The 15787-nt window shown below is 57.4% G+C and carries 14 protein-coding genes; 4 read left to right on the top strand and 10 right to left on the bottom strand.

What is annotated here, in order from left to right:
- Positions 1 to 3 precede the first annotated feature (3 nt).
- The gene (locus FY156_14590; protein UXS02610.1) at positions 4 to 420 is read left to right on the top strand and encodes an RNA-binding S4 domain-containing protein; all 417 of its coding nucleotides are present in this window, start codon (positions 4 to 6) and stop codon (positions 418 to 420) included.
- 158 nt (positions 421 to 578) lie between these two features.
- Positions 579 to 917: a ferredoxin family protein gene (locus tag FY156_14585; protein UXS02609.1), complete on the top strand. Its 339-nt coding sequence runs from the start codon at positions 579 to 581 to the stop codon at positions 915 to 917.
- A gap of 53 nt (positions 918 to 970) precedes the next feature.
- Here the strand turns inward: FY156_14585 and FY156_14580 are convergent, their stop codons facing one another.
- Genes FY156_14580 through FY156_14570 form a run of 3 tightly spaced genes read right to left on the bottom strand, consistent with a single transcriptional unit; the run spans position 971 to position 5188 of the window.
- The gene (locus tag FY156_14580; protein ID UXS02608.1) at positions 971 to 2008 is read right to left on the bottom strand and encodes a DNA polymerase III subunit delta; all 1038 of its coding nucleotides are present in this window, start codon (positions 2006 to 2008) and stop codon (positions 971 to 973) included.
- A gap of 11 nt (positions 2009 to 2019) precedes the next feature.
- The gene (locus tag FY156_14575) at positions 2020 to 2565 is read right to left on the bottom strand and encodes a hypothetical protein (GenBank protein UXS02607.1); all 546 of its coding nucleotides are present in this window, start codon (positions 2563 to 2565) and stop codon (positions 2020 to 2022) included.
- Positions 2558 to 5188 carry a leucine--tRNA ligase gene (locus FY156_14570; GenBank protein UXS02606.1) on the bottom strand — a complete coding sequence of 877 codons (2631 nt, stop codon included), beginning with the start codon at positions 5186 to 5188 and terminating at the stop codon, positions 2558 to 2560. The genes FY156_14575 and FY156_14570 overlap by 8 nt, the downstream gene beginning before the upstream one ends.
- A 194-nt stretch (positions 5189 to 5382) precedes the next feature.
- Between FY156_14570 and FY156_14565 the strand changes: the two genes are divergently transcribed.
- A complete protein-coding gene (locus tag FY156_14565) occupies positions 5383 to 6042 on the top strand; it encodes a YggS family pyridoxal phosphate-dependent enzyme (protein ID UXS02605.1) in 660 nt (219 codons plus the stop codon).
- 85 nt (positions 6043 to 6127) lie between these two features.
- On the opposite strand, the gene FY156_14560 is transcribed toward FY156_14565, so the two are convergent.
- Complete coding sequence (locus FY156_14560) at positions 6128 to 6829, bottom strand: DUF1013 domain-containing protein (GenBank protein UXS02604.1); 702 nt, start codon at positions 6827 to 6829, stop codon at positions 6128 to 6130.
- Between the two features lie 231 nt (positions 6830 to 7060).
- Here FY156_14560 and acs point away from each other — a divergent pair, with 231 nt between their 5' ends.
- Positions 7061 to 9019, top strand: coding sequence for an acetate--CoA ligase (gene acs, locus FY156_14555; protein ID UXS02603.1), 1959 nt, complete (start codon positions 7061 to 7063; stop codon positions 9017 to 9019).
- Positions 9020 to 9132: 113 nt separating this feature from the next.
- On the opposite strand, the gene FY156_14550 is transcribed toward acs, so the two are convergent.
- The 6 genes from FY156_14550 to FY156_14525 all read right to left on the bottom strand — a co-directional run bounded on the left by FY156_14550 (position 9133) and on the right by FY156_14525 (position 15649).
- Positions 9133 to 10140, bottom strand: a complete 1008-nt coding sequence (locus tag FY156_14550) for a TRAP transporter substrate-binding protein (protein ID UXS02602.1) — start codon at positions 10138 to 10140, stop codon at positions 9133 to 9135.
- 42 nt (positions 10141 to 10182) lie between these two features.
- Complete coding sequence (locus tag FY156_14545; protein UXS02601.1) at positions 10183 to 11460, bottom strand: TRAP transporter large permease subunit; 1278 nt, start codon at positions 11458 to 11460, stop codon at positions 10183 to 10185.
- Between the two features lie 4 nt (positions 11461 to 11464).
- Positions 11465 to 11995 (bottom strand): TRAP transporter small permease, encoded by a 531-nt coding sequence (locus FY156_14540; GenBank protein UXS02600.1) that lies wholly within the window; start codon positions 11993 to 11995, stop codon positions 11465 to 11467.
- A 21-nt stretch (positions 11996 to 12016) separates the two neighbouring features.
- A complete protein-coding gene (locus FY156_14535) occupies positions 12017 to 13177 on the bottom strand; it encodes a fumarylacetoacetate hydrolase family protein (GenBank protein ID UXS02599.1) in 1161 nt (386 codons plus the stop codon).
- Between the two features lie 194 nt (positions 13178 to 13371).
- Complete coding sequence (locus tag FY156_14530; protein ID UXS02598.1) at positions 13372 to 14088, bottom strand: FadR family transcriptional regulator; 717 nt, start codon at positions 14086 to 14088, stop codon at positions 13372 to 13374.
- A 115-nt stretch (positions 14089 to 14203) separates the two neighbouring features.
- A complete protein-coding gene (locus FY156_14525) occupies positions 14204 to 15649 on the bottom strand; it encodes an FAD-binding oxidoreductase (protein ID UXS02597.1) in 1446 nt (481 codons plus the stop codon).
- Between the last annotated feature and the right edge of the window lie 138 nt (positions 15650 to 15787).

Below are 15787 nucleotides of genomic sequence, written 5' to 3'. Positions count from 1 at the left end.
TCTATGGGAAGCAAGGAACAGTCACCGGAAAGTACGCGCCAGCGTCTGGACAAGTGGCTGTTCTTTGCTCGCATGGCCAAATCCCGATCGGTTGCCCAGGGCTATATCCAGTCCGGTCTGGTACGGGTAAACGATACGGTCATCCGCCACTCCAGTCACATGGTCAAGGCGGGCGACAGACTGGACATTCGCTTCGAGCGGATGGATCGCGTGCTGATCGTGAAAGGTGGCGGAGAGCGCCGCGGGCCTTTCGAGGAAGCAAAGCTCCTTTACGACGACATCACGCCGCCCCGCGAGCCGGGAGAGCGGATAACGCATCTCGAGCAGGCAATGCGACTGCCGGGCTCCGGGCGCCCGACGAAAAAAGAGCGCCGTGCGCTCGACAAGTTCATTTCAGACGCTGGCGAAGACCGCGATTAGAATAAGCGTCTACGTACGCTCCCAATTCAGAACTGTTTATCCTTGCCATTGGATGACAAACGCATTACGTCACATGCGAAAATGCCCTGTCTGAAAATCCGGGCGACGGCTTGTGTTCCGAAGCCCAATGACCCGGCCTGCATATTCTGGAGTTCATCATGACGTATGTCGTGACCGATAATTGCATCCGCTGCAAATATACCGACTGTGTTGAAGTCTGCCCCGTCGATTGTTTCTACGAAGGCGAAAACTTCCTTGCCATCAATCCTGACGAATGCATCGACTGCGGCGTGTGCGAACCGGAATGTCCCGCCGAGGCCATCAAGCCCGATACGGAGCCAGGTCTCGACAAGTGGTTGAAGCTGAACGCCGAATATGCCGCCGTCTGGCCCAACATCACCGTCAAGCGCGATCCCATGCCGGAAGCCAAGGAAATGGATGGCGTGGAAGGCAAGCTGGAGCTTTACTTCTCCGCTGAAGCCGGTCAGGGCGACTAAGCACCACATCAGATGATTTCAGAAGCTCCGGTCTAGAAGCCGGGGCTTTTGTTTTATCCGGATCGACCCGATTGCAGCGTCGTTGCGAGCAGCGTCAGCAAGGCCACGCTTTCCTCCAGGCTTTGTCGCTGGCGGCTTTGCAGGATAGCCGCCTGCAAACGGTTCATTTCCCTGGCGATCGCCGCTGGTTGCCACGTGCGCAGCGCTCTTTCGATCACCGGTTTACGACGAAAATGAATGTGCCGTCCAAGTGTCTGCATGACCTGTCCGGCCTGCAGTTTTTTCTCATCCATTTCCGCGCGCATCTGGTCCAGAAGCTGAAACTGTTTCAGGCAGCCTTGAAGGACAAGGAAAATCGGCGTCTTCGACGCAATGATCTTCTGCGTCGCATGGAAGAAGGCGTTTCGATCACCTTTCAGGATGGCATCGACGGCATCGTCGGTCGAAATCGCGCTGGCATCGCCGATGATCGCCATCACGTCGTCTTCCTCAATCACCTCCATGCCACGGCCGTAAAGTGCGAGCTTGCGGATCTCATTGCGGGAGGCAATGCGGTCGCCGCCGAGCGATTCAATGAGGCGCTGGCGTGCAGCGGGTGCGATGCGCAGATTGTCTCCGGACAGTTCCTGGTCGATCAGGGCATTAAGAGCACGGGCATCGTCGGCGTAGCAGGGGATCGCGGCGATCGACCGGGCGGGCTCGGCGATCTTGCGCAGTCCCGTTCCCTTCTTGAGGTCGCCCGCTTCAATAATCAGGAAGCTTGCCTCCGGCGGTGTTTCGGCAAGAACCTGAAGCGCATCAACGAGCGCTTTTTCGGCCGCCGCGTTCTTGACCCAGACGAGTTTCTCTCCGCCGAACAGCCCGATGGCATTGACTTCATCGAGAAGCCGGCCCGGATCGCCCTGAAGATCGGAAGCACTCAGTTTCAACGACGCGAAAGCATCATCGGGATCAATGCCCGTTTTCTTGGCAATGAGGCCTGCGCGTTCGGAGACAAGACCGCGATCAGGGCCATAAATCACAAAAATGCGAAAACGCTCCGCCGGGTTTTCGGCGAAGCGCTCGAATTCATGAGACTTTATTTCCGTCATCGCGCCCGGTCTCAGCGGCCGAGCGTGGCGGCGATATCCGTACGGATGATTTCAGCCAGTTCGCGTGCTGCGCGGTTTTCTGCGTCGCGGATCGCACGGATCTTTGCGAATTCCTGCTGCGGCAGATCGACCTGTGCGGTCACGCTGCGGCGCGCAGAGCGGAGGATCTGTCCATCGGACACGCGCGTCAGCACGTATTGACCATTCATCACCACGCGGCCCGGGTAGGGACCATCGTAGTTGTTGTTGGTTCGCGACGTCAGATCGTAGTTTTCGACTTCGGTGGAGGTCGCACTCGAGCTGACTGTCATCTTGAGATTGTACTGAGCCGTAGCAGGTTCGCCAGCGCCGCCAGAAGCCAGGAAGATCAGGTTGTTGCGAACTTCCTGGGAGATTCTGTCATGCGCAGGAGCGAAGCTGACAGCCGCCAGCCTCTCTTTCGTTCCCGACGCTTCGCCGTAGAGCGGCCGGGCCTGGCACCCGGCAAGAACGCCAGCCACCAGCACGACGGAAAGTGCCGCCGCAGTGCGGCTCCATCTCGAAAATGCGTCAGACAACAATGTTCACAATCCTTTGCGGAACCACGATGACTTTCTTGGGCTCGCCGCCGGCAAGAAGAGATTTGACGGCATCCAGCGCAAGGGCGGCCGCACGGACGGCATCTTGATCCGCATCGCGCGCGATTGTCAATTCGCCACGCTTCTTGCCATTAACCTGCACCGGCATAGTGACGTCGTTTTCCTCGACCAGCGCGGGAACGAACGTCGGCCAGGGGCTCTGCGCCACAAGACCGTCATTGCCAAGCACGGACCAGCATTCTTCGGCCAGGTGCGGTGTCATCGGCGCGATCATGCGAATCAAAATTTCGACGGCATCGCGCGCCGCTGCCTTGACGTCCTCTGACTTGCCACCAGCCGACACGTCGGCGAGCGGGCCGGCCAGTGCGTTGACCAGTTCGTAGATGCGGGCGATGGCCTTGTTGAAGGCCAGCTTGTCCAGATCTTCCTGAACCGCCTTCAGCGTCTTGTGCGCAGCCTTCGAGGCAGCCAAGCCTGCGCCTTCCGTCGCAGGCTTTCCTGTCACGGCCTTCAACTCTTCGGCGGCCTCGCCGATGATGCGCCAGACGCGCTGTACGAAGCGGTGTGCGCCTTCAACGCCGGATTCAGACCAGATGACGTCACGGTCCGGCGGAGAGTCGGACAGAACGAAGAAGCGGGCAGTGTCAGCGCCATAAGATGCGATGATATCGTCCGGATCGACAACGTTCTTTTTCGACTTCGACATTTTCTCGATCGAGCCGATCTTCACCTCGTCGCCAGACGACAACAGGAATGCACGACGGTTGCCGTCCGTTTCGTCGATCCGCAGGTCCGCAGGTGCGATCCATTCGCGCGCAGTCCCTTCACCGCGGCTGTAAGTCTCATGCACCACCATACCCTGCGTGAAGAGGCCCTTGAATGGTTCCTTCACGTCGACATGGCCGGTCTCGCGCATCGCACGGGTAAAGAAGCGCGAATAGAGCAGGTGCAGGATCGCATGTTCAATGCCGCCGATATACTGATCGACCGGCAGCCAGCGATTGGCAACCTTTGGATCGGTCGGCTCGTCTTCCCACGGTGCGGTAAAGCGCGTGTAATACCAGCTCGAATCGACAAAAGTATCCATGGTGTCGGTTTCACGACGTGCGTCTGCACCGCACTGTGGGCAGGCAACGTGACGCCATGTCGGGTGACGATCCAGCGGGTTGCCCGGAACGTCGAATGTCACATCGTCAGGCAGCTTGACCGGCAATTGCTTTTTCGGAACCGGAACGACGCCGCAGACTTCGCAATGAATGACCGGGATCGGGCAGCCCCAATAGCGCTGGCGGGAGATACCCCAGTCACGCAGGCGGAAATTGACCTTGCGCTCTGCCTGCGGCGCGTTGCCCAGGGTCTGAGCGGACAGCTTCTGCACGATCGCTTCAAATGCGTCTGCCGTCTTCATTCCGTTCAGGAACTGTGAATTGATCATCACGCCGTCATCGACATAAGCTGTGTCGCCAACAGTGAAGTTATCCTGATCCGGGCCTTCAGGCGCAACAACCGCAACGACCGGCAGGCCGTACTTGCGCGCGAAATCCAGGTCGCGTTGGTCGCCGGACGGGCAGCCGAAGATTGCACCGGTGCCGTAGTCCATCAACACGAAGTTGGCGATGTAGACCGGCAGTTCCCAAGTCGGGTCCAGCGGGTGAACGACCTTCACGCCAGTGTCCACGCCCTTTTTCTCGGCCGTTTCCAAAGCTGCGAGCGAAGTGCCATGACGACGGCACTCATCGCAGAATTCGGCGATGGCCGGGTTCTTTGCGGACAGTTCCCTGGCCAGCGGATGATCGGCGGCAATGGCGATGAACGATGCACCGAACAACGTGTCCGGGCGTGTGGTGTAAACGGTGATATCCGAAAAACCTTCCGGCGCTGTCGCCGCAACTGTCTGCCAACGCAGCGACAGGCCCTCGGATCGGCCAATCCAGTTCTTCTGCATCAAGCGAACTTTTTCCGGCCACTGGTCCAGCGTATCCAGTTCGTCCAGCAGATCCTGGCTGAAATCCGTAATGCGGAAGAACCATTGCGTCAGTTCGCGCTGTTCGACTAGAGCGCCGGAGCGCCAGCCGCGACCGTCGATCACTTGTTCGTTAGCCAGAACCGTATGGTCGACCGGGTCCCAGTTGACCTTGGACTGCTTGCGATAGACCAGGCCCTTTTCCATGAAGTCGATGAACAACGCCTGCTGGCGGTGGTAGTAGTCCACGTCACAGGTGGCAAATTCGCGGGTCCAATCCAGGGACAGGCCCATGGACTTCAGCTGACCGCGCATCGTGGCGATGTTCTGGTAGGTCCAGTCCTTTGGATGAACCTTGTTCTGCATGGCAGCGTTTTCGGCGGGCATGCCGAAAGCGTCCCAGCCCATTGGGTGCAGAACGTTGAAACCGCGCGCGCGCTTGTAACGCGCAACAACATCGCCCATGGCGTAGTTGCGCACATGGCCCATGTGGATGCGGCCCGATGGATACGGGAACATCTCTAGAACGTAATATTTCTCACGCGGGTCGCTGTTGTCGGTGACGAAAACATTGTCTTCGTTCCATTTCTGCTGCCAGCGCGGCTCGGCGTCGCGAGGATTGTAACGTTCGATGGCCATGTCTTTAGAAATCCGGGTATCGAGGGGAAAAATTTGCGCTGACCTTCACCATGAAACGACCGGGGCGTCAAGTTTGGCGGGGCATTAGGACGTTCAAACTTGGCCAGCGCTCATCAAATGGTGCGAAACCTGCTTGGCATCAAGGCTGCAGGCGTCTAGTTAGCGTTGAAAACGGTTCAAACGAAGGTCCTCCAATGGAAATCGAAGCGCGCCTTGAAGATGTCAGGCACCGGATTGCGGATGTTGCTGAAAAATCCGGTCGCAAGGCGGATGATGTTACACTTGTTGCCGTTTCGAAGACTTTTGACGCTGAGGCGATTGAGCCGGTGATCGACTGTGGTCAGCGCGTTTTCGGTGAGAACCGTGTGCAGGAGGCGCAAGGCAAATGGCCGGCGCTGAAAGAGAAGACTCCTGATATCGAACTGCATCTGATCGGACCGCTGCAATCCAACAAGGCAGCAGACGCCGTGGAACTGTTCGACGTCATCCAGGGTGTCGATCGGGAAAAAATTGCCCGTGCTCTTGCTGCAGAATGCGAAAAGCAGGGACGACATCTTCGTTTTTATGTGCAGGTCAATACGGGGCTTGAAGAACAGAAAGCCGGTATCGATCCGCGCGAAACGGCAGCCTTTGTCGCTTTTTGTCGTGACGAATTGAAGATGCCGGTCGAGGGGCTGATGTGCATCCCCCCGGCAGATGAAAATCCTGGCCCGCATTTTGCGCTTTTGGCCAAGCTCGCCGCTCAGTGTGGCCTCGAGAAGCTTTCCATGGGCATGTCCGGCGATTTCGAGACAGCCGTGGAGTTTGGCGCAACCAGTGTTCGTGTCGGCTCAGCGATTTTCGGTGCTCGCTGACGCTGAGTTAGGGAAAAACACTAAGCCTTTAACAAAAAACCCGGCTTTGAAGCCGGGTTTTGTAAATCCGATGACTGCAAACGAATCAGTACTGATCGTCCTCATCTTCGTCGGTCTTGGTCGACTTCAACGAGCTCAGCTTTCTGAATACGGCGTCGGCGTCGATCTGCTCTTCTTCTTCACGCTGGAAGCTGTAGTTCAGGCCTTCGGTCGCTGCTGCAGGCTGCAGCGTGTTGTCCAGCTCTTCTGCAGTTGGCAGCGGACGGCCGCGCGATGCGCGTTCGACTTCAAGGTCGAGATCGATCTGGCTGCAGAGACCGAGCGTTACCGGGTCCATCGGCGTAAGGTTGGCCGAGTTCCAGTGCGTACGATCGCGAATCTGCTCGATGGTGGACTTGGTCGTGCCAACGAGGCGCGAAATCTGCGCGTCCTTCAGTTCAGCATGGTTACGGACCAGCCAGAGAATGGCATTCGGACGGTCCTGACGCTTGGAAACCGGCGTATAACGCGGGCCACGGCGCTTGGATTCCGGCACGCGAACCTTTGGCTCGGAAAGTTTCAGCTTGTGGTTCGGATTGCCTTCAGCGCGGACAATCTCGTCACGGGAAAGCTGTCCGGTTGCAATGGGGTCGAGACCCTTGATGCCCTGCGCGGCTTCACCGTCGGCAATTGCCTTCACTTCGAGCGGATGCAGCTTGCAGAACGTAGCGATCTGATCGAACGACAGCGCGGTGTTATCAACCAGCCATACGGCGGTCGCCTTTGGCATGAGCAATTGTTGAGCCATAGATACAATCCTTCTGTCCGTCCGCGCCGGTGTCGCGGGCCGTGGGTACTAACCACTAATTTCCGGGATATGGAGGCTCTATAGCTGCATTGCATCAGAATTGCAATTCTTTGTGCAACAAATGACCTTTGTCTAATTGCCGTACGAAGTTGAACTGCTATGAATTGAACACATGTCTGAGGTGGGAGTCTTGGGCAGAAAACAAGACATATCTGGTTCCAGGAGGAGTTCATGTCTGCCAAAATCTATCCGGTGCTCAAGTCGGCAAAGGCCCGTACGCTCATTGACAACGAGCGCTACCAGAAATGGTATCAGGAGAGCGTCGAGGACCCGGAAAAGTTCTGGGACAAGCACGGTCGGCGGATCGACTGGTTCAAGCCATATACCAAGGTCAAGAACACCTCGTTTCGCGGGCGCGTGCCGATCAAGTGGTTTGAGGACGGTCTTACCAACGTTTCTTACAACTGTATCGACCGGCATCTGAAGACGCATGGCGAACGTACCGCGATCATCTGGGAAGGCGACAATCCCTATATCGACAAGAAGATCACCTACAATCAGCTTTATGATTACGTCTGCCGTCTTGCGAACGTCCTGAAGAAGCATGGCGTCAAAAAGGGTGACCGCGTTACCATCTATATGCCGATGATCCCGGAGGCAGCTTATGCGATGCTGGCTTGCGCGCGTATCGGCGCCATTCATTCCGTGGTTTTCGGTGGTTTCTCGCCCGAAGCGCTGGCGGGCCGCATCGTCGATTGCCAGTCGACGTTCGTTATCACCTGCGATGAAGGCGTGCGTGGTGGCAAGCCGATCCCGCTGAAGGAAAATACCGATAAGGCGATCGACATTGCGGCGAAGCAATATGTTATCGTCAACAAGGTTCTGGTGGTCCGCCGCACCGGCGGGAAGACCGGCTGGGCACCCGGCCGCGATGTCTGGTACCATCAGGAAATTGCCACCGTGAAACCGGATTGCCCGCCCGTGAAGATGAGGGCGGAAGATCCGCTTTTCATTCTTTATACGTCCGGCTCCACCGGCAAACCAAAGGGCGTTCTGCACACGACGGGCGGATATCTCGTCTATACCTCGATGACGCACGAATATGTGTTCGATTACAAGGATGGAGAGGTCTACTGGTGTACGGCCGACGTTGGCTGGGTGACCGGACATTCCTATATCGTATACGGACCGCTGGCGAACTGCGCGACAACGCTGATGTTCGAGGGCGTGCCCAATTTCCCGGATCAGGGACGTTTCTGGGAGGTGATCGACAAGCACAAGGTCAATATCTTCTATACGGCGCCAACAGCTTTGCGTTCGCTGATGGGCGCGGGTGACCAGTTTGTCACGCGCTCGTCGCGCTCCAGCATCCGTCTGCTCGGCACCGTGGGCGAGCCGATCAACCCGGAAGCCTGGGAGTGGTATTACCACGTCGTCGGTGAGGACAAGAGCCCGATCGTCGATACATGGTGGCAGACGGAGACTGGTGGTATCCTGATTTCGCCTCTGCCGGGTGCGACCGATCTGAAGCCCGGATCGGCGACACGACCGTTCTTTGGCGTACAGCCACAGCTTGTCGACGCGGAAGGCAACGTTCTGGAAGGCCCGGCCGACGGGAACCTGTGCATCACCGACAGTTGGCCCGGTCAGTCGCGCAGTGTCTATGGCGATCACCAGCGTTTCATCGACACCTACTTCTCCACTTACAAGGGCAAGTATTTCACCGGCGATGGCTGCCGTCGCGACGAGGACGGATATTACTGGATTACCGGCCGCGTCGACGATGTGCTCAACGTATCTGGCCACCGACTTGGCACAGCGGAAGTGGAATCGGCGCTGGTGTCGCACCATCTGGTTTCGGAAGCGGCGGTTGTCGGTTATCCGCATGCCATCAAGGGGCAGGGCATCTATTGCTATGTGACGCTGATGGCCGGACAGAACGGTGACTATGCGCTTCGCGAGGAACTGGTGAAACACGTGCGCAATGAGATCGGGCCGGTCGCCACGCCTGACAAGATCCAGTTCGCACCCGGTCTGCCGAAGACACGCTCCGGCAAGATCATGCGCCGTATTCTCAGAAAAATCGCCGAAGACGATTTCGGAGCCTTGGGAGACACCTCGACACTTGCCGATCCTGCTGTGGTCGAAGATCTCATCGCCAACCGGCAGAACCGGCTGGCGGCGTCCTGATCGTCCAACTGTCTTGAAAAGGCTGCTTCGGCAGCCTTTCTTCTTGCCGATGGCACAAACAAAAACACCCGGAGGCGGAACCTCCGGGTGTTTTTTATTCCATGTCAGTGCGATTACTGACCGCGGATCTTCTTCAGGTCCGCGAGAACGGCGTCAACGACGTCAGCGCCGATTTCAGCCTTGTGCTTTTCGTAAACGACCATCGACTTTTCGCGGATACGGGCCTGCTCTTCAGCCGACAGCGTGTTCACTTCGAGGCCGGCAGCCTTGATCTTTTCCAGGGACTTCTGGTTCAGATCGCGGATGACCTTGCGCTCTTCGTCACGGCCAACGGCCGCGCACTCGCGCAGGGCAGCCTGCTCTTCAGGAGCGTAGCTGTCGAAGATCGGCTTGGAGAAGAGGAACAGGAACGGCGTGTAAGCGTGGTTCGTTTCCGTGATGTACTTCTGGACTTCGTAGAACTTGGACGTATCGATCGTGACGTAGGGGTTTTCCTGCGCGTCGATTGCGTTGGTTTCAAGTGCGGAGAAGACTTCGCCGAAAGCCATCGGCGTTGCGTTGGCACCGAGGTTCTGGAAGGTGTCAAGGAAGATATTGTTCTGCATCACGCGAACCTTCAAGCCGGAGAAATCTTCCCACTTGTTAACAGCGTGCTTGGAGTTCGACAGGTTGCGGAAACCGTTTTCCCAGTAAGCCAGGTTTACGAGACCCTGCTCTTCCAGCTTCTTGTTCATCATGTTGCCGAACTCACCGTCCATAACGGCGTCAGCTTCCTGAGCGTTGGAGAACAGGAACGGCAGGTCGAACACGCCGAGAGCCGGGATCAGGCCAACGAGCGGCGACGAGGACGTCACAACGGCTTCCTGAACGCCGGAGCGCAGCGCCTGGGTTGCCTGAAGATCGCCGCCGAGAGCGCCGCCCCAGAATGCCGTCAGTTTCAGCTTGCCGCCCGACTTGTCGTCGAGGCAAGCCTGCATCGCCTTGATGCCGTTGCCGACCGGGTGGTCGGCATTGATGCCGTTCGAAACACGGATGTTGCGGCTGCTGAATTCAGCCATCGCAGGTGCTGATGCGCCAACGGCGAAAGCGATTGCAGTGGTGGTCAGAAGAAGCTTTCTCATAATATCCTCCCTTGGATTTGTGAGCGAGAAGCGGATTGCGGATTAACGGAGATACTGCAGCGGAACCATAACGATGTCCGGGAAGATGACGAGCAACGCCAGGACAATGGTTTCGGCTACAAGGAACGGCCAAACGCCGATCGTTACCTTGCCCAGCGGAATGCGTCCCACGCCGCTGACGACGTTCAGCACGACGCCAACCGGAGGGGTAATCAGGCCGATGGCGTTGTTGATGATGAAGAGTACGCCAAAGTAGACCGGATCGATACCTGCCTGTTTGATGATTGGCATCAAAACAGGTGTCAGGATCAGGATGGTCGGCGTCAGGTCGAGTGCGGTGCCGACGACGAAGACGAGGATCATGATGACGACCATCAGGAGCATCGGGCGGTCGATCAGCGGCTCGATATAGCCTGCAACTTCGTTTGGAATGTTGGCAGCGGTGATAAGCCATGCGGAAACCAGCGCGGCGCAGACCAGGAACATGATGATCGAGGTGCTTTTCGCGGCACGCAGGAGAACATGGAAGAGGTCTGCAGGCTTCAGTTCGCGGTAGATCACCATGCCGACGAACAGAGCGTAGGCGGCGGCCACGACAGCGGCTTCGGTCGGGGTCATGATGCCGGCCTTGATGCCGCCGAGGATGATGACCGGCATGCCGAGCGCCCAGCCGGCGCGAGCCGTCGCAGCCAGACGTTCTTTCGCAGTCGTTCTTGGCAGCGGCTGAACATTGTCCTTACGCACGACGATAAGCCAGGCGATGATCAGCGAGATACCCATCAGGATGCCCGGAACGATACCGGCAAGGAAGAGCTGCGTGATCGAGACGTTTGCGGCGACGCCGAAAACGATGAAGGCCATGGACGGCGGGATGACCGGAGCAATGATGCCGCCTGCGGCGATCAGACCACCGGAGCGCGGAATATTGTAACCGGCTTTTGCCATCATCGGGATCAGGATCGCCGCGAGTGCTGCGGTATCAGCTGCTGCCGAACCGGAGATGCTGGCCATAATGATGGCGGCAACGATTGCAACGATACCAAGACCGCCGCGGATGTGGCCGACGAGAGCTATCGCGAAGTCGATGATGCGGCGGGAAAGGCCGCCGGAGTTCATCAGTTCGCCGGCAAGAATGAAGAAGGGAATAGCCAGCAGCGTGAAGGTATCAGCGCCCGAGATCATGTTCTGAGCAATGATCTGAGTGTTGAACATGCCCATGTAAGCCATGAGCACGACGCCACAGAACATCAGCGAGAATGCGACGGGAACGCCAATCGCCATAGCTCCCAGCAGAGAGCCGACAAAAACGAAAAGTGTCATGGTATCAGCGCTCCGAAAGCTGTTCGATCGTCAGGTTCTCGCCCGCAAACTGGGCGACTTCATCATCGGTCACGCGGCCCGTGAGATAACGGTAGAGGCGTTCGAGCGCGATGATGAACATCAGGCCGCCGGTAAACATGCCAACGCCGTAGACCCAGATCATTGAGAGCTTGGTTACGGGGGCGTGCATGCTGGCGTTGATGCCGGACTGCTTCCAGGTTCCCCAGAAGAAAATGGCGGAACAGACAAGAATGATGATGTTCGAGATGATCATGCAGAAGACGCGTGCGCGTCGCGACAGGAACATGACGAGCGTTTCGATGCCCATGTGGCTGTTCTCGCGAAAGGTGAGAACGGCACCGATAAAGGTCAGCCACACGAAGAAATAGCGCGACAACTCTTCCGACACGTTGATACCGGAATTCATCGTGTAACGCATGACAACGTTCACGAAGACCATGATCGACATGCCGGCCAGCAGCAAGACGAGAATGATTTCGAGAATCCGGTAAAAGAGATTGATTGTCTTTTGCATTTTCCCCTCCCGAAGAAATTTTTAGAGTAGCCCTCGTTTGGCCAGATTGCGCATCAGAGCCGTGGTGCCGAACGTCCATTCGGGGCACTCGTCGGTGGTGGTAACCCAGTTGATGAGCCTGCCGAGCTTCGGCGTGGAAATTTCCACGCGGTCGCCCTTGGCGTGGGTGAAGCCGAGACCGGGACCATGCCGGTCCTTGACCGGTGCAAACATGGTTCCGAGGAAGAATACTGCGCCATCGGGATACTGATGATTGCGGTTCAAGAGTTGCGAAGCCAGGTTCTCCGGCGAGCGGCTGATTGCCTGCATCGGGCTGACGCCCGTCATCGTGAAGCCATCCGTGCCTTCGACGAGAAGCGAGATCTGCGACTGCTTGACATCTTCGATGCTGAACTTTCCGTCAAAAAGACGGATGAAGGGGCCGATTGCGCAGGACGCATTGTTGTCCTTCGCCTTGCTGAGCAGCAGGGCGGAGCGTCCTTCGAAATCACGCAGATTGACGTCGTTGCCCAATGTTGCGCCGATGATGCGTCCATCCGACGTAATGGCCAGGACGACTTCCGGTTCAGGATTGTTCCATTGCGACTTCGGGTGAACGCCGATGAGGGCGCCGCAACCGACGGATGCCATGGCCTGTGCCTTGGAGAAAATTTCCGCATCAGGGCCGATGCCAACTTCAAGATACTGCGACCAGAGGCCCATTTCCTGAAGCAGCTTTTTCACTTCGGCAGCTTTTTCGGAGCCGGCTTCGAGGCCCTTAAGGTTGTCGCCGAGAACCGGCGCCAGACGCACACGAATTTCCTGGGCGCGCAACGGGTCGCCTTTGGCCTGCTCTTCGATGACGCGCTCCAGCATGCTGTCGGCGAAGGTTACACCAGCTGCCTTGACCGCCTGAATATCGTTCGGAGCAAGGAGTTCACCGGCCGAACCGTCGAGAAATGCGTCGAGCGTGCCGAGTGCGACGAAACCGCTGACGTCGGCGAGCAGATCGACCAGATCGGTCTTTTCGAGAAGCTCGGCCATGGTCGGAGCAAGCGAGGTGAGATCATAAAGCACGCCGTCACGCAGAAGCACGGGGCAGGGCCCATCTTCGCTTTTTGACCAGACGCGACCAACCAGCAAGGCGCTCGCAAAATCTTCAGGCAAAATATCTGTGGCGTTGATTGGCCCAGCAACGGTCATGTATGTCCTCCACTTCAGAACCCCGACGACCACCTCCATGTGGTCTTATTGTCTGGATGTCTGACAAGCTATATTGATCTTTCTTAGTATGACTTTTGCAGCGAGTCTAGCGGTCCCCTAGACAAAAATTCGCGTTGTTTGTCGCCCTGATCATGAAAACCCGGCAAAGCTGTCCGATAGCTTTGCGTTACAGCTCAGAATAGGTCGAGTTCCAGGTTCACTCGACTTGCTGCGCCGATAAGATGCTTGCGCATGGCGTTTTTGGCCGCCGTCGCATCGGAAGCGGCGACCGCGTCGTAGATGGCAACGTGTTCGGCGATGGTGATTTCGAGGATTTCGCCAAATATTGCACGGGAGAACGCGATATTGATCGCAGAGCTGATGCGTTCGGCAATAAAGCCAAGAAACATCAGGAAATATTCATTCTGGGTCGCCTCGGCGAGAATGCGGTGGAAGTCGAGATCGGCCGCCACGCCGTCCTTGCTCCAGTCTTCGGCTGTCCGCATTCCTTGCAAGGCCTCTGCAAGCCGCGTCAATTGTTCGGGGCTTCTATGAAGCGCCGCAAGGCCGGCAGCCTCAATCTCCAGCGGCATACGAAGCTGAAAGAGATCCCTGAAGTTTTCCGGGTCGTTCAGCCGGGACCGTTCGATGCGAATGGAAAGGCGCTGCCTGGGATCGGTGACAAACGCGCCGACACCTTGCCGTGTTTCAACAAAACCCTCATTGCGCAGTTGCGCAATGGCTTCGCGAATAACCGATCGGCTGACACCAAAGGTTCTGGCCAGTACATGCTCGGTGGGCAATCTGTCACCCGGTCCAAGTTTCGAATCGTTGATTTCGCGGGCGATCTCCGCGGCAATGCGGCCGGGAAGGTGATCGTTGCGATGTATCTGATTGAACTCCAGCGTCATGCCTGCTCCCGTTTCGCGGAATTATTGCTTTTATCTTCACCTCTGCCCGCGACTTCCTCCTTCGCCTGCAGAGGTTTTGTGGACGGCTTTTTGGTAAAGCCGTCCACGTTTTTACTTAGCTATCCGCCGAAAGGCTGATCTGGCAACCGGGATTCATACGCAAATCGGGGTCAAACGCGGATTTCAGGTTGGTGATCATCTGGCGCTGCACGTCGGACAGGCGGCTTTCAAAGTCGCCGCGCTTCAGGCGGCCGATGCCATGCTCGGCACTGATGCTGCCGACGTAACGATCCAGCACCTCATTGACGATGGTTTTGGATTTGTAGATGAGCGCTGTTCGTTCGTCCGGCGTCGAGCCGTTCGGCGGCAGAACGTTCAGGTGAACATTGCCGTCTCCGACATGCCCATAAGACACGGCAAGGCATTCTGGCAGTCGATCCGCCAGTTCGGCTTCAGCTTCGGCTACGAAGGCCGAGAGCTTCGAAAGCGGCACGGAAATGTCGGTGCGCATATGCGCGCCGCGCAGGGCCTGGCCCTCGTTCATGCCTTCGCGGAACAGCCAGAGCTGCTGCGCCTGCGCACGGGATGAGGCAATGACGCCGTCCAGCACCAGACCGTCTTCCATGACACCTTCAAGGAAACGTCCCATCAGATCGGCCGTGTCGACCAGACCCGAACCGGAAATCTCCATCAGCACATAGGCGGGATAATCTGCTGCAATCGGCATCTTGAGGTCGGGAATGGCTTCGATCGCCAGTGTGAAGGCCACAGGCGGCATGAATTCAAAAGCCGACATCAGGTCACAGCATTCACGGCGCGCGCGGCGATAAAGCTTGATGGCGTCATCAAGCGAATTAAGGCCCAGCAGCGCTGTCTCGACGTGTTCAGGGTTCGGATAGAGTTTGACCGCAACGGCGGTAATGATGCCAAGCGTTCCTTCCGCGCCGATGAACAGTTGCTTGAGATCAATGCCGCGATTGTCCTTGCGCAATGTGGACAGGCCGTTCCAGATCGTGCCGTCCGGCAAAACAACTTCGAGGCCGAGAACCAGTTCGCGCGTCATGCCGTAGCGCAGCACGTTGATACCGCCGGCATTGGTTGAGACGTTGCCACCGATGCGGCAGCTACCCTGGGCTCCCAGTGACAGCGGAAAGAACATGCCCTTGTCTTCGACGGCGTCCTTGAATTCCGAGAGGATGCATCCGGCTTCCACGACTGCGGAAAAATCGTCGCTGTCGATGGTGCGGATGGCATTCATGCGCTCGAGGCTGATGACGACCTGTCCTGCAGGTGCGTCGGGTGTTGCGCCCAGAACCAATCCGGTGTTGCCGCCTTGGGGAATGATGGCAAGTTTCAATTCAGCGCAGGCGCGAACGGCAGCAGAGACTTCTTCCGTCGAACGCGGACGAATGACGGCGACCGCCGAACTCGTCACGTCCCCGTGCCAGTCACGGCAGTAACGGGCCATATCCTCCTCTGCCGTCAGAAGCATTCCTTCTCCCAGCATGTTTTTCAACGAGAACCGCACTTCCGTCAGGTCGTTCTCGATCACGTTCTGCATTCCACCCTCTCCCATGCCACCCGCTCAAGGTCGCGCATCAGGCCGTATTCGTGCCTGCTTTTGCCGGTTTGTTAAAAAATACTATTTTCAAGCGGATCATATAAGGTTATCAGACAACCTTACAAGCTAATTTATCGG

This window comes from Agrobacterium tumefaciens (assembly GCA_025559845.1).
Classification (GTDB): domain Bacteria; phylum Pseudomonadota; class Alphaproteobacteria; order Rhizobiales; family Rhizobiaceae; genus Agrobacterium.
This window is presented reverse-complemented; position numbering and strand designations above follow the sequence as displayed.